The sequence below is a fragment of the Treponema sp. JC4 genome, from assembly GCF_000260795.1.
Classification (GTDB): Bacteria; Spirochaetota; Spirochaetia; order Treponematales; family Treponemataceae; genus Treponema_D.
This window is the reverse complement of record NZ_AJGU01000008.1, coordinates 40,123-59,608: the sequence shown is the minus strand read 5'-3', so window position 1 is coordinate 59,608 and position 19,486 is coordinate 40,123. Positions and strand designations below refer to the sequence as shown.

The 19,486-nt window shown below is 40.6% G+C and carries 10 protein-coding genes; 1 reads left to right on the top strand and 9 read right to left on the bottom strand.

Annotated features, from left to right (window positions below):
* Nucleotides 1-25: 25 nt before the first annotated feature.
* The 7 genes from uvrA to MSI_RS05480 all read right to left on the bottom strand — a co-directional run bounded on the left by uvrA (nucleotide 26) and on the right by MSI_RS05480 (nucleotide 13,492).
* The gene (gene uvrA, locus MSI_RS05510) at nucleotides 26-2,872 is read right to left on the bottom strand and encodes an excinuclease ABC subunit UvrA (protein ID WP_009104546.1); all 2,847 of its coding nucleotides are present in this window, start codon (nucleotides 2,870-2,872) and stop codon (nucleotides 26-28) included.
* 109 nt (nucleotides 2,873-2,981) lie between these two features.
* Complete coding sequence (gene ade, locus MSI_RS05505; protein ID WP_009104545.1) at nucleotides 2,982-4,718, bottom strand: adenine deaminase; 1,737 nt, start codon at nucleotides 4,716-4,718, stop codon at nucleotides 2,982-2,984.
* 16 nt (nucleotides 4,719-4,734) lie between these two features.
* Nucleotides 4,735-6,042: an NCS2 family permease gene (locus MSI_RS05500; RefSeq protein ID WP_009104543.1), complete on the bottom strand. Its 1,308-nt coding sequence runs from the start codon at nucleotides 6,040-6,042 to the stop codon at nucleotides 4,735-4,737.
* 75 nt (nucleotides 6,043-6,117) lie between these two features.
* A complete protein-coding gene (locus MSI_RS05495) occupies nucleotides 6,118-7,326 on the bottom strand; it encodes a BMP family ABC transporter substrate-binding protein (RefSeq protein WP_009104541.1) in 1,209 nt (402 codons plus the stop codon).
* Nucleotides 7,323-10,862: an HD domain-containing phosphohydrolase gene (locus MSI_RS05490; RefSeq protein ID WP_009104538.1), complete on the bottom strand. Its 3,540-nt coding sequence runs from the start codon at nucleotides 10,860-10,862 to the stop codon at nucleotides 7,323-7,325. The genes MSI_RS05495 and MSI_RS05490 overlap by 4 nt, the downstream gene beginning before the upstream one ends.
* Entirely contained in the window at nucleotides 10,849-11,898 is a 1,050-nt protein-coding gene (locus tag MSI_RS05485; protein WP_009104536.1) for a hypothetical protein, read from the bottom strand. The genes MSI_RS05490 and MSI_RS05485 overlap by 14 nt, the downstream gene beginning before the upstream one ends.
* Before the next feature lie 88 nt (nucleotides 11,899-11,986).
* Nucleotides 11,987-13,492 carry an IMP dehydrogenase gene (locus MSI_RS05480; protein WP_009104534.1) on the bottom strand — a complete coding sequence of 502 codons (1,506 nt, stop codon included), beginning with the start codon at nucleotides 13,490-13,492 and terminating at the stop codon, nucleotides 11,987-11,989.
* 317 nt (nucleotides 13,493-13,809) lie between these two features.
* Here MSI_RS05480 and MSI_RS05470 point away from each other — a divergent pair, with 317 nt between their 5' ends.
* A complete protein-coding gene (locus tag MSI_RS05470; protein WP_009104532.1) occupies nucleotides 13,810-14,628 on the top strand; it encodes an Rpn family recombination-promoting nuclease/putative transposase in 819 nt (272 codons plus the stop codon).
* Nucleotides 14,629-14,866: 238 nt separating this feature from the next.
* Here the strand turns inward: MSI_RS05470 and MSI_RS05465 are convergent, their stop codons facing one another.
* Both MSI_RS05465 and MSI_RS05460 read right to left on the bottom strand, forming a co-directional pair.
* Entirely contained in the window at nucleotides 14,867-18,133 is a 3,267-nt protein-coding gene (locus tag MSI_RS05465; protein WP_009104529.1) for a right-handed parallel beta-helix repeat-containing protein, read from the bottom strand.
* Between the two features lie 10 nt (nucleotides 18,134-18,143).
* Nucleotides 18,144-19,484, bottom strand: a complete 1,341-nt coding sequence (locus MSI_RS05460) for an InlB B-repeat-containing protein (protein WP_009104527.1) — start codon at nucleotides 19,482-19,484, stop codon at nucleotides 18,144-18,146.
* Between the last annotated feature and the right edge of the window lie 2 nt (nucleotides 19,485-19,486).

Genomic DNA, 19,486 nt, shown 5'->3' with positions numbered 1-19,486 from the left:
CCAAACAATAATCACAAAAGCAGGGTTACTTCTTTTTTTCTAAGATTTCTTTAACAAACTGCCCTGTGTAAGATTCTGCCACCCGGGCAACGTCTTCCGGCGTTCCTTTTGCAACGATAGTTCCACCGCCCGTTCCGCCTTCCGGTCCCAGGTCAATCAGATAGTCAGCCTGACAGATTACATCAAGGTTGTGCTCAATCATCAAAACAGAGTTTCCCTTATCAACTAGGCTCTGAATTACACTCATAAGCTGTTTTACATCTGCAAAATGAAGACCTGTTGTAGGCTCATCAAGAATATAAAGGGTTTTGCCTGTTCCCGGGCGGGCAAGTTCATTTGCAAGCTTAACTCGCTGAGCTTCACCGCCCGAAAGTGTAAGGGCATTCTGTCCAAGCTGAATATAGCCAAGGCCAACTGCCTGCAAGGTAGAAATCTTTCTGAAAATATGAGGAATTGAACTGAAGAATTCACAGGCCTCATCAATTGTCATGTTGAGAACGTCGTTAATCGATTTTCCCTTATACAAAACTTCCAGAGTTTCGTGATTAAAACGCTTTCCGTGGCAGACTTCACACTGAATAAAAACATCTGGCAAAAAGTTCATTTCGATTACGATTTCGCCCGCACCCTGACAGTTTTCGCAGCGGCCGCCCTTTACGTTAAAGCTGAAGCGTCCTTTCTGATAACCTCGCGCCTTACTTTCCGGCAGGCTTGCGTACAAATCGCGGATTGCATCAAAAACACCGACATATGTTGCAGGGTTAGAACGAGGAGAACGACCGATTGGTGACTGGTCAATATTGATTACCTTATCAAGGGCACCCGCTCCGTGGCATTCAGTACACTTTCCAACCGGCAGTTTTGTCCTCATAAGGCGGTTACTTACGTAAGGGAAAATTACATCGCCCATAAGGGTAGACTTTCCGCTTCCGCTGACGCCGGTAATACAGGTAAAAACGCCAAGCGGAATATCAACATCAACATTTTTAAGGTTATGCTCGGTTACGCCGCGAATCTGAAGGAACTTTCCATTACCCTTACGGCGCTCTGTCGGAATCTGCATGGTCAAAGTTCCCGCAAGATACTGGCCGGTAAGGCTTTCAGGCACTTTAGCTACTTCTTCCGGAGTTCCGGCTGCAACAATTTTACCGCCGTTTACACCAGCGCCAGGGCCTAAATCAATAAGATAGTCGGCAGTTCGCAAAGTCTGCTCGTCGTGTTCAACAACAATTACAGTATTTCCGTTATCACGCAGATTTATCAAAGTATCAATAAGGCGCTGATTATCCCGCTGATGAAGTCCAATACTAGGCTCATCCAGAATGTACATAACGCCGCAAAGAGCAGAACCAATCTGAGTAGCAAGGCGGATTCGCTGAGCCTCACCGCCGCTTAAAGTTTCGGCAGCGCGTTCCAAAGTTAAATATTCAAGTCCAACGTCCCGCAAAAAGCGCAGGCGGGCACGTATTTCCTTAAGCACCTGCTCCCCGATTTTCTTTTCGCTTTCGGTAAGTTCAAGGGCGTCAAAAAAGGCAATCGATTCATTTACAGAAAGAGTCGTCAAATCCCAGATGTTTTTTCCGCCAACGGTAACGCCAAGCGCTTCAGTGCGAAGTCTTTTTCCGCCGCAGCAGGAACATTCGCTGATGGTCATAAACTTTTCTTCAATGTTAGCGCGCTGACTTTCGCCCCAGGCTTCGTTGTGGCGGCGCTTCATTTCGTTCAAAACTCCAGGCCATGGACGGTTATATTCTGAATAGCCTTCCCCGCTCTGCTTTTTGTAAACCCAGCGGATTTTCTTTTCTGCATCACCATGCCAGAGGTAATTAAACTGCTCGTCAGTCAGCTGATTGATTGGAGTATCAAGGGTAAAACCCGAAGCCTCTGCAACAGCCGCAAACATAGAATGATTCCACTCGCTGTCAGGATTAAAAAACGGCAGAGCCTTCTGATTAAAGCTTAAATTGCGGTCTGGAAGAATCTTACTTTCATCCCATTCCATTTTCTGGCCAAGACCTGTACATTCCGGGCAGGCACCAAAAGGGTTATTAAAAGAAAAAAGACGGGGCTGCAAATCCGGAATAGAAATACCGCAGTCTGGGCAGGCATTTTTCTGGCTGAAGAAAACCTCTTCTTCCCCCTCTTCTGTGCGGCGGGTAACAACAACAATTCCGTTTGCACTCTTAAGGGCAATTTCAACGCTGTCAGTAAGGCGGGTACGAACATCAGCGCTTTTTACGATTCGGTCAACAACAATTTCGATCGTGTGCTTTTTCTGCTTATCAAGCTTAATTGTCTCATCAAGGTCAGCCATAACGCCGTCAACGCGGGCACGGATAAAGCCCGATTTCTTAGCGTCCTCAAAAATCTTAGTATGCTCACCCTTTTTACCCCGCACAACCGGAGCCAGCACCTGCATTTTAGTGCCGTCTTCCCAGGTCATAATGGTATCTATAATCTGGTCAATGCTCTGCTCCCGGATTTCGCGACCGCAGTTAGGACAGTGAGGCTTACCGATTCGGCTGAAAAGCAGACGGTAATAGTCGTAGATTTCTGTAATAGTACCCACAGTAGAACGCGGGTTTTTATTTGTAGATTTCTGTTCAATAGAAATGGCAGGAGAAAGCCCTTCAATCAAATCAACATCAGGCTTATCCATTCGCCCAAGAAACTGGCGGGCATAGGCCGAAAGACTTTCCATATAACGGCGCTGACCTTCGGCAAAAAGCGTATCAAACGCCAGAGAAGATTTACCGCTACCGCTAAGCCCCGAAATTACAACAAGCTTATTGCGCGGAAGTTCAACATCAACATTTTTAAGGTTATGTTCCCGCGCCCCGCGGATAACTATCTTCTCATCATTTGCTTTCATACGGATAGTATAGTAGAAATCAGGGTAAGGGGAAAGTCTTCCCCTACGCGTGCACTTCGTTGCACGCTACCCCTTCTGCGGGCTCATACGCCGCCCGCAACGCCTGCTTTTAAATCTCAACACTTACATGCTTAAATTGAGTAACGTCAAAAAGTCCCATATCTGTAATCTTAAGGGCCGGAATTACAGGAAGAGCCATAAAGCAGAGAGTCATAAAAGGTGCAATTTCACTAGAAATATGAAGTTGATTTTTTACAATTTCCTTCATTTCTTTGATTTTTTCGGCAACCTCATAAGCAGGCTTAGTGCACATAAGACCGGCAATCTCATGCTGAAAGCTTGAAAGAATCTTTCCTTCTTTTGCAATCGCCATTCCACCACCAATCTCTATAAGGCAGTTTACAGCCGCTTCCATATCTTCATCTGAATCACCAATAACAATTATATTGTGGGAATCATGGGCTATTGTCATTGCCATAGCACCGCCCTTAAGTCCAAAGCCCTGAATAAGACCAAGACCTACATTCCCGGTTCCCTTATGACGTTCCACCACCGCAATCTTAACCACATCGTCAGAATTTCTTTGCCAGAAGCCATCCTTATCGCGGGAAACCTTCACTTCCGCATCTTCAGTTACAATAGAGTGAGGAATAATTTTAATTGCCCTTGCCCTGTCTGATTCCAGCTTCAGCGCCAGTCTTTCGCGGCTGAAGTTTTTTACATTCATTTTTCCGCTTACTTTTTCAGGCTTTACGACAAGGTCAGAAGCAAGATACTTTCCTTCATCAGAAACAAGTTTTCCTGAAGCCCAGACTTTTCTTACCTTAAAATCATTTAAATCATCGAATAATATCAAATCTGCAAGACGGCCCGGCGCAACAGCACCCCTGTCTTTAAGACCATAGCAGTTTGCAGCATTCAAAGTTGCCATTGTAAGTGCAGTAATAGGATTCAGCCCGTTTTTTATTGCAAGCCTTACGTTATTATCAATATGTCCGTCATTTACGATAGAAGAAGGCTGGCGGTCATCCGTACAGAACATGCACAAATGGGAATTATTATCGTTTACTATAGGTAAAAGCTTTTCAAGATCATTGCAGGCTGTTCCTTCCCGCAGCATAACGTACATTCCCCTCTTAAGCCTTTCAAGAGCTTCTTCCGGGGTCGAACATTCGTGGTCATTTATGGCACCGGCGGCAATATAAGCATCAAGCCAGTTTCCGAACAAGGAAGGACTGTGCCCGTCAAAATATTTTCCAGCCTTTCTTGCCGCCATGATTTTATCAAGAATCTCTTCATCCGCATTACAAACGCCCACATAATTCATAAACTCGCCCAGAGCAAGAATACGGGGATTTTCTATTCGGGAAGCAATTTCTTCTGCCCCCAGCTCTGCCCCGGAATTTTCAAAAGGAGTGGCAGGAACACAGGAAGGAAACTGAATAAAAACCTTGAGAGCAAGCTTTTCAGAAGCCTTAAGCATATAGTCCAGACCGTCAAGTCCACATACGTTACAGATTTCGTGAGGATCTGCAACAACCGTAGTTGTTCCATGGGGCACAACAAGGCGGGAAAACTCAGCCGGGCACAAATGACTTGATTCAATATGAACATGAGCATCTATGAGCCCCGGTGCAATATAGCTTCCTTTTGCATCAAAGACTTCTTTTACCGGCGGATAATTATAGCCGCCAAAGCCTGCAATATAGCCGTCAGAGATAAAAATATCCCCTTCAAAAACATTTCTGGTAAAAACATCGACAATCTTAGCATTTTTAATGCACAAATCTGCTGAGACTTTTCCAGTGGCTGTTTCAATCAGTTTTTTCAGTTCTTTTTTTTCCATAATCACATCTTACACATCAGGAAAGAATCCCGATAATTATTCTTATTACAAAAAGACCTGCTACAACCCAGGTCATAAGCTGTAACTGCTTGATACGGCCGGTAAAAGCCTTAAGAAGCACATAAGATAAAATTCCAAAAAGGATACCATCAGAAATACTTGAAGTACAGATCATCATAAGGATAGTAAGAAAGGCAGGAATTAATTCCGTGTAATCTGAATAATCAATATCCTTCATAGGTTCAATCATCATACCGCCGACAAGAATAAGGGCAGCTGCTGTTGCGGCAGAGGGAATAGAACCAAAAATCGGTTCTATAAAAAGAGACAGAAGAAAGAGAATTCCCACAACAATCGTCGTAAGTCCTGTACGGCCTCCTTCTGCAACACCGGTAGAACTTTCAACAAAAGTTGTAATTGTAGAAGTTCCAAAAACAGCACCCACTGTAGTTCCCACGGCATCCGCCATCAGGGCTTCTCTTGTGCGCGGAATGCTGCCGTCCTTTTGTATCATGTTAGATTTACCGGCACAGGCTATCAGGGTTCCCACGGTATTAAACATATCTACATATAAAAGGGTAACCGTAATGATTATAAAATCTGAAAGAGTCTTATGATTTGTAAAAATCTCAGAAAAAGAAAATTCACAAAAATAAGGACTTGCCGGAAGAAAGCTGCCGCCAGCGTATTTTGTTTCCCCCATAGGAATTCCAAGAAGAGTTATAATAAGAATACCAATCAAGATTGCTCCGCGGACATTCCTGACCATAAGTATAGCTGTAATAACTACACCAAGAATGGTCAGAAGTGGAGTTCCCGTAAACCAGTGGGAATTAATGGCTGTAATCGTAGAGTCATCAGCAACAATTACGTTTCCATTTTTCAAACCTATATAAGCTACAAAGAGTCCAACCCCTGCTCCGATTGCCTTTTTAAGATTAGGCGGAATGCTGTTTACAATTGCCTCCCGCAAATTTGTTACGGTAAGAAGGATAAAAATTATACCTTCCATAAGGGTAGCTGTAAGCGCCCACTGCCAGGAATAGCCCATAGAATTACAGATTGTATAGGCGAACATGGCATTTACGCCCATGCTGGCAGAAAGAGCAAATGGAAGGTTGGCATAAAAGCCCATTACAAAACAGGATATTGCAGAAGCAATGGCAGTAGCGGCAAAAACCTTGGTAAAATCCATACCGCAGGCAGAAAGAATAAGAGGATTAACCGCAAGAATATAGGCCATGGTCATAAAGGTAGATAGGCCTGCTATTATTTCGGTTTTTACATCACTGCCGTTTTCTTTAAGCTTAAAAATCTTAAACATACTTAAAGAATACACGTCAAATTTAAAAAAGGAAAGAAAAAAAATGCGGGACACTTTCCCGCATTTTTTTATTTTCTATTTTATTTCAATTACATCTTTAAGTACGTAGCAGAAAGCCGGTGCACTGCGTTTTTCGCACTCGTTGAAAGGCTTTCTTAAATCCCAGCTATCAGAAGGATCATAGGGATTTACTCCAATAAAATTTCCCTTAAAAACTGATATGGTTCCAGCCTTAAACTGCTTTTCAGTTTTTGAAATTTCCTCTTCCGTTCCAGCTGCAAGAATATGGCGGTTTAAACCTACAATTTCAATCCAGCCCTTATCAAAACCGCCGGTTGAATCATTGGTTTTATAAGGACTTTTTAAAAGGCTTTCAATCTTCTTACCTTCCATGACAGCCCTGCAGGCATTAAGAATATAAGGAGTCCAGTCAATGCGGCAGGAAACAAGAGATGTTGTAGGAGCTACATCAATCATGCTCTGGTTATAACCTACATGAAAAACAGTTTTTCCCTGTTTTACGCTGGCTTCTTCACAGGCAATTGCAGGGCCGGAAGTATCAGAATGCTGGCTGATAATTACACAACCTTCATCAATAAGTTTTTCTGCAGTTTTCTTTTCGATTACGTGATTACTCCAGGTATTTGTGTAGCGGACAAGCATTTCTGCTTCCGGAACAATGCTGTGAACTCCAAGATAAAAGGCTGTATAACCGGAAATTACCTCTGCATAAGAAAAAGCACCGACATAACCTACCTTTACGGCATTACGCTTAATCTTTCCGCTGGCAATAAGTTCACGAATCTTGAGCCCTGCAATAATTCCGCACAAATAGCGGCCTTCATGAATTGTTCCCATAAAATTATGATAATTAGCAAGCAGTGGCTCTTTATCTGCTAAATCACCCGTTGCATGGCAGAATTGAACTTCCGGATATTTAGCTGCCATCTTTTTAGTAGCCTCTCCATAGCCGTAGCTGACGGTAAAAATAAGACGGCAGCCTTCCTTTACAAGTGCTTCAATAGCATCTTCGCAGGCAGTCCCGTTTTCACCGATATTGTATTTTGCAAAAACCTGAACCTTATCACCAAAAGTATCTTCAAGCGCCGTCTGCGAACGGAAAAAATTAATTGAATAGGCAGTAGCTGTGTCAGCATTGTAAATAAAGCCGATTTTTAAAAGGTTCTCATCTTTACTGTGAGAAAAGATTTTTGTATTCAAAAACATTATTAAAATACCGGCCATTACAGTAAGGACGGTAAGGACATATTTGTTTTTTATCATCTTTTTGCCTCCGTTTCAGGCTGGGCACTTTCTTCCACAGTCTTAGAAACGTTGATTTTTCCACTTGCAATCAAAGAAAGCATGATTTTTACTAAGCCCGGATCAAACTGAGTTCCAGAGCAGCGTTTAAGCTCGGAAACTACATAATCCATATCAAGCGCCTTACGGTAAACACGGGTTGCAGTCATGGCATCAAAGGCATCTGCAATTCCGATAATTCGCGCATTCAAAGGAATCTCTTCTCCCTTCAAGCCGGTTGGATAGCCGGTTCCGTCGTAACGCTCGTGATGATATTTTGCCCCTTCATCTACATGAGGAATAAGGGTAAAGTCCTTCATAATCTCACCACCAATAATAGTGTGAGTTTTCATAATCTCATATTCTTCATCATTAAGTTCTGCAGGCTTATTCAAAACAGAATCAGGAACACCAATTTTTCCGATATCATGCAAAAGTCCTGTCCGTCGGATTTGAGTCTGCTCTTCTTCGGTAAAGCCCAGTTCGCGGGCAATCAAAACCGCATATTCTGCTACGCGGTAGGCATGACGGCCTGTACTCTTATCACGGGCTTCGACAGCATTCGCAATAGAAAAGATTGTTTCATTACCCATGCGGATCTGATGCCTGATTGATTCCATTTCGGCTCTCTGTTTTTCCATCCTTCGTTCCTGAAAGCCAGAAACAATAAACCAGGTAAGCCAGATAATGGCAAGCATGGCAACCGCAAGTATATAGAAGAGGAACCACCAGTTATCAAACATTCGGTAGGTCTTCTGAATTGTGTAAACCGACTCTTCAAGAATATTTCTTCCCTTTGAATCAAGAACCGCAATATGAAATTTATATTCCCCTGCCCTAAGGTTTGTGTAAATAACGCTGGAAAGATCATTCTGCAGCATTACAGAAGGCTTTTCATCAAGGCCCTCAAAAAAGAGGCTGATATATGGAGTATTAATAGAATAATTTATGATTTCCGGAACAATTTCCAGAGTATCAGTTTCTGCAGGGATAACAAAAGGAATATCCTTTTGAACAATATGGCGTCTTCCATCTATTAATACAGACTTCATCTGCATACGGTAGGAATGTTCAGCTTTATCGTAGGTATTCAGGTTGATTCTGCTGGCTCCGGTATCGCAGGAAAGATAGAGATTTCCTTCCTCATCAATATAATTCCAGGAATTGGCAGTAAGGGAACCTCTCAAGCCCTTTTTCAAATCAAGAAGCTCGTAATCAATTTTTCTTCCGGAAAGCAGTTCGTCCCGGTTTACAACAAAGATTCCCGCGCTGCTCAGAACAAAAACATTATTGTTTTCAAGAACGACTAAATCATAATTGTTGGAAAAAGGAAAATTTGAAAGGGATTTTACCTTAAAATTTCCGGCCTGGTCAAAAGCCATGTAGTTAATGCTGTTACTTGTAATTACAAAGACACCAGAAGGGTCTTTAGAATCATTTACAGTACGAAGAATTACGTTTGAAGAAAGGCCGTCTGACCTCTTGATAAGGCGCTTTATGCTGTAAGAAGTTTCTTCCCCTTCTTTAGAAATCAGGGCAAGTCCACCGCCGTCAGTTCCGGCAAGAATAAGACTTCCGTCCTTCTGTCCAAGCGTCAGAACCTGAGGATTTTCAAGCCCATCCTTATCAGAAAGCCACTGAACAATCTGGTCATTTTTAACAAAGGCAAGACCGTCGCTCATACCAGCCGCAATAGTTCCGTCAGCAAGCTCCCTTGCCACACGGAACTGGTGCCCCTTACCAATAGAAACAATTTTTCCATTAGTGTAAGCATGAACCAGGCCCCTTGCCTTTGTGGCAATCCACATAGAACCGTCTTCTGCAATGCAAAGACAGCGGACTCGGGTATTGGAAAGCAGGGCTGTAAGTTCGTTTTTAAGAGCCTTTCCGTTTTCAGAATTAATGGCCATAAGCCCGTTATCGGTAGCAAAATAAAAGTTTCCGTTAAAACGCGCAGTTGAGTTCACAACACTTTCAGGAAGCTCAGCAAGGGCATAGACATCCAGAAAAGAAGAAGAGCACATCTTCAAAAGACCAAGACGAGAGGAAGTAAACCAGAGGTTTCCCTGGTAATCTTCGGTCATATTATCAATGGAATTATTAAAAACTCCTGTTTCAATGCGCTGGTAGACTCCGTTTTCAACATAGCCTGCCCCGTTATCTGCGCACAAAAACATAACATCATCATAAAAGGAAATTGAATTGATATGTCTTACACCCGTGCACTTTATCTCAGAAAGAAATTCTGCCTTATTTTCTTTTACTTCAAAAACCATAAGGCGGTTTGATTCCGTAGAGGCATACAAGTATCCGTCAGGAGAAAAAGAGGCAGCGGTAAAATTTTCAGAAATCTCAGAAGAAGACCAGGAAAGCTCAGTTCCTGTCATTATAAATAAACTTCCGCCTGCCGTAACAGCGGCAACGTGATCCTTTTCATCAGGGCTTACAGTAAGGGCAGTCTGAATCTGAGGAAGGGTTTTTACAATGCCAAGACCGTCTGCATTTGAAAGCACAGCCAGAGCCTCTGCAGTTCCAACATAATAAAGACCGTTTGAACCACGGGTAATGCTTCTGATTGCGTCGGCAGGAAGACCATCCTTTTCTTCAATCACGTTCATTATGCTTTCGTTGATAATGATTGAAAGACCGTTATCATTAGTTCCAACAAAAAGTCGTCCTTCATCATCAACATAAAGACAGCGGACAGCCTTAATGGAATCAAATTCTGTCATAAGGCGGAATTCATGACCGTTATGGCGGTAAAGCCCTTCATAAGTTCCAATCCAGAGGATACCGTCGTTGGTAGAAGCAATATCATTTGCCTTGCTTCCTGGAAGTCCGTTTAACTTATTGTAAATTGTATGAACATAGGAATTATACTCTTTAATAGAAGAAGCATAAGTTTTTTGAGGAATAAAAATAGCCAAAAATAAAAGAATCAGTGCAGGCTGAATCTTCAGGATTTTAGGAAGGAAGGGCTTTAACACCCGGTATACTCTTATAAAAATAAAAAGGGCAACAAGGGTAAAAACCTTATCCAGAAAATCAATATAAAACTGCCCCAGCACAATGCGCACAGGCTTTGGAGTTCCCCAGCTTTCAAAAAGTTCAACTACGGAATTTCCCCAGACATTTCCAACATCGCCGTCATAAAAAACAGCGTTTAAGACAACAGAAATCAGAACACAGACAAGAGTTACAAGAACACTAAGCGACATGGTCTTTAAAAGCGTATTCAGCCAGCCTCTTGCCGCAAGAACTCCTACAATAAAGGCAATAAAAACTGCCGTAATGGAATAAACATAGGAAATTGGATTTAATAATCCGTGAATCATATTTCCCGAAACACCCACAATTGCGCCGCAGATCGGGCCAAGAGTATAGGCTGTAAAGAAGGTTCCAAAGGAATCCATCCATAAAGGAAGCTTAAAAAAGTCTGCAATTACCCTTCCCCCGACATTTGCAAACATGCTGAAAAAAACAATCAGGACAACCTGATAAGGCTTATATGTTTTCAACTTTCAATGCCTCCTGCTCTTCAATTCCCTGGAAAACGGCACCAATAATACAGAAAGGCTCTCCTGCATTATCAAACTGAACATTTGTTGTAAGGACACAAAGCTGATTTGTAGTTTTCATGCGGACAGAAGTTTTTTCTCCGGTTCCTTCCCGCGCATTTTTCAGGAAAACCATAGTTTCAACATCAGAAAAGGCAAATAAATCACGAAGAGAAGGATGCTCTCCCTCAGAAATATTGAACTTTTTTGTAGCACAAGGGTTTTGAATACAGACATTTCCGTCCATATCAAAAATCAAAATCGGAATATCAAGAGTATCATAAACCTGACGGCTTACATTTTTAACATTTGGCCGGTAAGTAATGTGCCAGCGGCAGGCAAACCACCAGGAAAAATAAACAAAGGAAAGGGCAATAGAATAAGGAAAGGTCGGATATTTTGCAGAAAAAACAGTATGCATTACATCAGGAAGAGCCGCAAAAATTACAATAAAGTTTGCGCAGATAACTTCAAGGGCAAAAACCTTATCACGGTGGATTTTCTTGCTTTTATACCATTTAATGCCAAAATACAAAAGAATACAGGCCATAACCAGCATAAAGATATAATGAAAAGCAAACTTTCCGTCGCCGGTGTTTTCATAAGCCGTACAGGAATTATAACGTACATAATTCAGGGCATTTTTGCTGCCAAAAATCAGCATGTCAAAAATAAAATATAAAAGTAAGCAGGCGATAATCATAAAATGAAAAGTGTTTTTGATATTCAATTCCCTAAGCAGAAAGGAAAGCTCGATTATCAAAAACAAATCAATTCCTGCAAGCCCAAAAAAACGCGGGATATAGGCATAATTCAGGTTTTCCGTAAAGGCCATAAAAACATAACCCGTACAAATCATAAAGATTGCAGAGCCAAAATGGAGGGTATAAACCCGGATATAGCCGGATTCAGGCTCATGTATAAAGAAAGAAATGGCTGTTGCAATTGCAAGCGAACCGCAGGCCACCAGAAGGAGATTTAGAAAGATTCCTAACATAAAGAAACCCCGTATAATTAACTTTTTGTATTAAGAAAATTATAAGGGGTTCTTCAAAATCTGTAAAGAATGCGACGCTGTAATTTAATTAGTTTGCTTTAATAGAATTCTTAACAATAACGTCGTGAGCGCCGCCTTCGCGGATAGAGGCAGAACTTACGCGGGTAATTTTTGCCTTCTGCTGAAGTTCCGGAATGCTAACAGCACCACAGTTACACATAGCGTGAATAACCTTGCTTGTTGTAAGGGTAACGTTATCGTGCAATGAACCGGCATAAGGAACGTAAGAGTCAACGCCCTCTTCAAAAGCCATGCCTTTTTTACCGCCCAAATCATAACGCTGCCAGTTGCGGGCACGGTTAGAACCTTCACCCCAGTACTCTTTAACGTAGTTACCATTAACGATAAGTTTATTTGTAGGAGATTCATCAAAGCGGGCAAAGTAGCGGCCAAGCATTACAAAATCTGCACCCATAGCCAAAGCCAGAGTAACGTGATGGTCATAAACAATACCACCGTCCGAGCAGATAGGAACGTAAATACCAGTTTTTTCGTAGTAGGCGTCGCGGGCCTTAGCAACTTCAATTGTAGCAGTAGCCTGACCACGGCCAATACCCTTCTGCTCGCGGGTAATACAGATAGAACCGCCGCCAATACCAATTTTTACAAAATCAGCACCAGCTTCAGCAAGGAAGTTAAAGCCTTCAGCATCAACAACGTTACCAGCACCAACCTTAGCATTAGGCCATTTAGCGTGAATATCCTGCAAAGCACGGCGCTGCCATTCAGTAAAGCCTTCAGATGAATCCAGAGTCATTACATCAACACCAGCAGCAAGCAAAGCAGGAACACGTTCCATATAATCGCGGGTATTAATACCAGCACCAACGATATAGCGTTTTTTAGAATCCAAAAGTTCAAGAGGATGTTCAGTGTGGCTTGCCGCATCCTTACGGAAAACCAGATACAAAAGATTGCCGTTTTTATCAACAACAGGAAGCTGATTGATTTTGTTAGCCCAAATCAAATCATTAGCTTCTTCCAAAGTAATACCGTCTTCAGCCTTTACCAGGTCTTTAAGCGGAGTCATATATTCAGAAACTTTTGCGTCAGGAGCGCAGTGATTAATTCTAAAATCGCGTTCAGTAATAATACCAAGAAGCTTACCGTTAGCAGAACCGTCTTCAGTTACAGCAACAGTAGAGTGACCAGTTACTTCAATCAAAGAAACCAGTTCAGTCAAAGTCTGGTCAGGACGGATATTAGTATCAGAAGAAACAAAGCCAGCCTTGTAATCTTTTACGCGGGCAACCATGGCAGCCTGATTTTCAATAGTCTGAGAACCATAAATGAAGGAAATTCCACCCTCTTTTGCAAGGGCAACCGCCAGCTTATCATCAGAAACAGCCTGCATAACCGCACTTACCATCGGAATATTCATTGTAAGGGGACATTTTTCGCCGTTTTTCTTATTGTAGCGGACAACCGGAGTCTGCAAAGAAACATTAGCCGGAATACAATCAGGGCCAGTGTAGCCCGGAACCAACAGATACTCATCGAATGTGTGGGATTCTTCTTCAAAAAAATATGCCATGCTTTACCTCTTTATTTAATCGAACATTCTAGAGTAAATTACGGATTTATACAATGGTGGCGCAGCCGACTTTTCCCAGACGCATTTCGCAGTTCCCTTCCGGTCAGTTCCCGTCCTTTCGTCCGGTAACCGCTTCGCGCTGCTCAATTCTTGGCGCAGGGGAAATTTAAAAGTTAGCAGCGCCACCTTACCTATTAATAGTCTTTTCATAAAATTTCGTCGAAAATTTCAAACTTTTTTCCAAATCCATTTCCGATTTTTTACAGTCTGCAGCTAGTGTATATGTAAGGAAATAATACAAACTACAGGAGGGCTTTATGCAGGAAATTAAACCAATTGAAGAACTGGAATACAGTGACGATTTTATGTTTCATCAGGTGATGAAGGATGATAAAATCTGCATCGGGGTTCTTGAACGGCTTCTCAAAATTAAAATCGATCACATAGAGCGTGTGGAACTTGAAAAACCTATCAAACCATATTATCAGTCAAAAAGTGTAAGGCTTGATGTCTATATAAAGGACTCTGATCGCGTTTTTGACATAGAAATGCAGACCAAAAATTATGATAACTTGCCATGCAGAGTCAGATATTATCAGTCAATGATAGATGTAAATGCACTCTTAAAAGGACAGAAATATGAGCAGTTGAATGAAAGTTTTATAATTTTTATTTGCAAGGATGATCCAGTAGGAAGAAACTTTCCTATCTATACCTATCTTGAAACCTGTCAGGAAGATAAAACTTTACTTCTTAATGACAGAACCCATAAATATTTTTTTAATGCAGAGGCGGCAGACGATGTAAAAGATGTTGAACTCAGGGCATTTCTGAATTATATTAAAACAGGAACGGCTTCAGATGAATTTACAAGTAGAATCGATTCAATTGTTGAAGAAGTAAAACATAATGAGGACGTTAAGGAGCTTTATTTGTTTGAATCTATTGTAATTCAGGATGCAAAATCAGAAGGAAGAGCTGAAGGTCTTGCCGAAGGCGCACAGCAGAAAGCTGTTGAAGCTGCAATAAATCTTCTCAAAATGAAAATACTGTCCGACGAACAAATTGCACAGGCTCAGGGATTAACTGTCGAAAAAGTAATTGAACTAAAATCGCAGTTAGATAAGGAAAAGTAATATAATCTGCAGGGGTAAATTCCTCACAGAGAGCACGGGGCACACAGAGCGGGATTCTTTTTGACACGGATTAAACGGATGGATACGGATGTGCACGGATACTCTTTATAAGCTCATAAATAATTAGCCGCAGATGGGACACAGATGAACACAGATAGGATGATGGTAAAAGAAAGCCCACCGCGAGGGGTGGGCTATTTGAGAAAACTAGGTTTCTGATTTTAATTCATTCAAGAGGCTAGTCTGGTTGGATTTCACCAGCACCTTCAGGGATATCTACTGTATATTGATTTGTTTTATTAAGAACACCAGCTACAGTTGTATCACCTTCCTCTGCAGGTTCTGCGACACCATTATATAATACATATCCACTGGTTATAGTTAGAGAACCAACATTAACAATTCCACCACCATCAGTTGAAGCATAATTATAATAAACACCACCAGTAAGAGCTGTCTGATTTCCTAATGTCAAAGAACAACTTGTATTGTTATAAATTCCACCACCGTTTGCTGCATAATTTGAACGAGATGTTTTTGTAGCATTTTGTGTATGACTAGAACTATCACCAATAACAGCAGTACCAATCATAATCATTGTTTTATTGTTATAAGCACCACCACCTGCAGTTTTTGCTCTGTTATGCTCAAAACTTCCCCCTGTAAAGTTGAATACATTTTCATTATATATTCCCCCACCATTTTCTGTTGCATAGTTATATGAAACTACACCAGCTCTCATATTTAATTGAGAACCTTCAGTGTAAATACCAGCGCCACTTGTTGCATAGTTATAATAAATTCCTTCTGTGTAATCTGCTTCTACACCATCATCACTATATCCGATATTTAAAACCCCTTTGTTATAAATACCACCTCCATTAGTTGCTGAATTTGAATGATTACTATCCGTAGCTACACTGGCAGGATTTGCAGCTCCAATTACAGCCTTGTCATAAAGGAACATAGTTGCTCCGTTATATACACCTCCACCTTGTGTTGTTGTAGAAGTACTAGATGCTGTATTACTTGCAATACTACCCGCACTCATTTTAAATGTTGCGGTATTACCATCAGAATAAACACCAGCGCCATTAACAGCATTGTTACCTGTAATGTTTGGATAACAGCTGTTTGCAGTCTGCATTGTAAAACTTCCGGCATTGTAAATTGCACCACCGTTACCATTTTCAGCTGTATTATTTGAAACTCCTGAATTACCCTGTAAAGTAAGAATATTTTCATTAAAGATACCAGCGCCAGCCTCAGAGTTTGCACTTGCAGTATTATAATTTATTGTTGAAGATGCAGTCTGAGTTCCTGTAACGGTGAGATCACCTGTATTGTAAATACCACCACCAGTTACGGCTGTGTTTGCAGCCTCAGAAGCACCGACCTTAGAAGATGTGAGTGTTAATGTTCCTGTAGTGTAAATACCACCACCAGAGCCGTTTGTTGCAGAGTTTCCTGTAATTTCAGTATTTGTAATGGTATTTGTTGTACCACTTGTATAAATACCACCACCAGAACCATTTGTTGCAGAGTTTCCTGTAATTTCAGTATTTGAAATGGTATTTGTTGCCCCGCTTGTGAAAATACCTCCACCAGAATCATCAGCAGTATTATTTTTTATAACAGAATTGGTAATAGTATTTGTTGAACCACTTGCATATATAGCACCACCTTTACCATTTGTGGCAGAGTTTCCGTTCACAGTCGCATAACTTACATTAAATAATGTTCCGTTTGAATAAACAGCTCCACCAGCTAATGCTGTATTGTCAGATAAAGTAACATAATTATCCTGCGAGCCAGTTATTTTTAGTTTACCTGCATTATAGATACCACCTCCATTATTTGATGCAATATTAGACTTCACAGAACCACTGTCTATAATTACATTACCGGTATCCGCAACAAATAAACCTGCACCGTCCGTAGAAGAATTGCCAGTAAACGAAGTTCCTTCAAGATAAAGAGTTCCTACTTTTACATAAGCTCCACCACCAAACTGAGCGGTATTGTCCTTAACAACAGAATCAGCACCCAAAGTAACAGAAATGTCTATACTGTTTGTGGCATTAAGATAAAGACCGCCACCCACTAATCCAGTTCCAGCAAGATCAGTTCCTTTTCCACCTTTTACTGTAATTTTACGCAAAATTACAGGAACATCTGTTGAAACTGTCAAAACACTATTTCCATCAGCTTTACCAATAATACTGTTAGTACTACTACCAGTTTCACCCTCAATAATGATCTGTTTTGCCTTGGAAGAATCAGTTGTTATAATTACATTTTCAGTTATCTCACCAATAATATAGATTGTCCAGCCCAAGTTTCCATCAGCTAACTGTCCTAACGCATACGCAAGAGTCTGATATGGTTTTTCCTTGCTACCAGAATCTGTTGCATCATCACCAGCAGCAGAAACATATCTTTCATTTTTTAGCCATTTTGCATAATAAGTTAACGGTCCGGGACTAATTGTATTAATAGGAGTCTTTAGAATTTTATCTCCTGTACCTTCTGCATTTGTATACCAACCTATAAAAGCTGCATCATCTCGTTTCATATCATCTTTTGTTGGTAATGTAGTACTTTCATAAGGGCTGTAGAACTCAGGTTTATCTACATTCTCTTTCCAGTAAGAAACATGCTCAGCAGATTCCATTCCTTCATATGTAATTGAATACATTTGATTAAGTACTATAGTCAAATCATCTTTTTTACTCTCACAACCAGTTGCAACTACTAATGTATCACTACGATAAGACTCTTTCTTTGTTGATGTGTTTTCCCCAATAGTACTGGTTATAGAAAATTTGCTTAAATATGTATCGCTTTTTACTGCTGATTTTTTGTATTTAATAAATCCAGTTCCATTATCAGGAAGTGTAACTGACAAAACATCGGTATCAGTTCCTTCCCAAGTGTCTTCATAGATTTTGCTTCCATCATCTTTTTTTGTAAGGGTAACTACAACGTTTGTAACCTTACTCTCACTGTCAGCTCCCAGAGTGTAACTTAGAGTTATATCAACAGAACCTTCTCCTGAACCATTAGGTGATAAAGGAAATTTAATTGAATTTGAACCAGAAACTATAGGCTGATTATTTAAGGTTCCAGAAACTATATAATCTCTATCACCTTTTTTTGCATAGCCTTCCAGTGTAAAATCCCAATTTCCAGCAGACAGTCGGAATGAAGCCTTACTTAATTCTTCCCAGGCCATATATTCGACAGCTTTTCCTGAAGTTGTTGGTAAAACTGTCTGTTCTGCCTCACCGGTCTCAGCCCCTTTTAGAGTAAACAATAGAGTTGTTGTATCAGCAGTTGTAGGAACTATTGTTCTGCTGGAGTTTCCATTTTCCTGAATTAAAAAATGAACAATACAAGTATTTGTATTTTCTAAAGATTCATCTGAAAAATTCTGCAAATTACTACATGAAAAAAAACTAAAAATATAAATAAAAGATAAAATTATTGTACATATTTTTCTCATATAAGCCACCTTATTCTGTTATCACTACATATGTAGTATTAGAATACGAACCTTCACTATCCGTAGCCAAAACCATGATATAGTTTATTCCTAAATCTGCATCACTGATATCCCAGATATAACCATCAGAAGCAGGTGATATTTTTGTTGTAGTTTCCCCGTTAATATACCAAGTATAACTATCGAAGCCTGATGTTACAGTGAACTTAATCTGATTTTGACTTCGTGATGCGCTTGTAGAACTAGGTGTAACAGTAATTGTCTTATCAGGCACATCTTTAACTTCAGTTGATATACCACCACCTTCAATTGAATTCTCTTTCCACTGTGCAGTAAGTGTTACATTATTAGAAGGCATTATGAATGACGTTGTACCAGTTATTTCATAAACTGTCATACCGTCACTCCATCCTATAAAGGTATAGCCGTAACGTTCACCAATCTCAAAAATTACATTAACTGTCACACCTGGTTTGTAATCCTTTGCAGCTGGCACAGAAATTTCAACTTCTGGTGCTCCATCGACATAAGTAACAGTTGATGAATCTGCATCACCCCACACAGCATAAAGAATCTTATCTGCTGTTAATTCTATTTCTTCCTTATCAGTATATTGTACTTCTGTTGCAGTTTGAGATTCACTCCATCCTAAGAATTTATAATTGGCACGTGTGAATGTATTTACAGCAAGAGCTTGTTTTAGCCCGTCAATAAACTCTTGAGTTACATCAGCAGGACCGCCGTCATAATTAGCCTTAAAGGTAAGAGTATGTAAATCAGCCCAAACAGCATAAACAGTTTCACTTGAACTTATAGAAACACTCTGTTCATCTTTATAGCGAATTTCACTTGATTCAGCATCAATTCCCCATCCCTTAAAACCTTTACCTGATAACGTAAACTGATTTTTCCAGAGATTCTGAGAAAGACCACTATTAAATGCCTGAGTCACCTCTGTGACCTCACCTTCGGGTCCTTGATAACTACCACCATTACCTTTAAAGGTAATGAAAAGATCTCCCCATATAGCATATAAAACAATATCAGATTTTACTGTAATTTCACCTTTATCGGGATAGTTTGGTTCTATTGCATTTTTATCTTCATTCCATCCCTTGAAAATACAATTGTTACGAGTAAAACTATTAGCAGTAAGCTGTTTCTTTTCACCGTAATCAAAATTCTGTATAAATGTTTTACTTCCACTTGAAGTTTCTCCACCATTTCCATCAAAAGTAACTGTGAACTTTGTCTGAATCTCATCCTTATCATACAAATCCATGCAGGAAGTGAGCGAGAGAGCGCAGAGCATGGTGATAAGGGCAATAAAAGTATATTTCAATTTTGTCATAC

What these genes read in the sequence shown, in the direction of transcription:
- uvrA (WP_009104546.1), bottom strand. Translation starts at nt 2,872, where the DNA reads ATGAAAGCAAATGATGAGAAGATAGTTATCCGCGGGGCGCGGGAACAT.
- ade (WP_009104545.1), bottom strand. Translation starts at nt 4,718, where the DNA reads ATGGAAAAAAAAGAACTGAAAAAACTGATTGAAACAGCCACTGGAAAA.
- MSI_RS05500 (WP_009104543.1), bottom strand. Translation starts at nt 6,042, where the DNA reads ATGTTTAAGATTTTTAAGCTTAAAGAAAACGGCAGTGATGTAAAAACC.
- MSI_RS05495 (WP_009104541.1), bottom strand. Translation starts at nt 7,326, where the DNA reads ATGATAAAAAACAAATATGTCCTTACCGTCCTTACTGTAATGGCCGGT.
- MSI_RS05485 (WP_009104536.1), bottom strand. Translation starts at nt 11,898, where the DNA reads ATGTTAGGAATCTTTCTAAATCTCCTTCTGGTGGCCTGCGGTTCGCTT.
- MSI_RS05480 (WP_009104534.1), bottom strand. Translation starts at nt 13,492, where the DNA reads ATGGCATATTTTTTTGAAGAAGAATCCCACACATTCGATGAGTATCTG.
- MSI_RS05470 (WP_009104532.1), top strand. Translation starts at nt 13,810, where the DNA reads ATGCAGGAAATTAAACCAATTGAAGAACTGGAATACAGTGACGATTTT.
- MSI_RS05465 (WP_009104529.1), bottom strand. Translation starts at nt 18,133, where the DNA reads ATGAGAAAAATATGTACAATAATTTTATCTTTTATTTATATTTTTAGT.
- MSI_RS05460 (WP_009104527.1), bottom strand. Translation starts at nt 19,484, where the DNA reads ATGACAAAATTGAAATATACTTTTATTGCCCTTATCACCATGCTCTGC.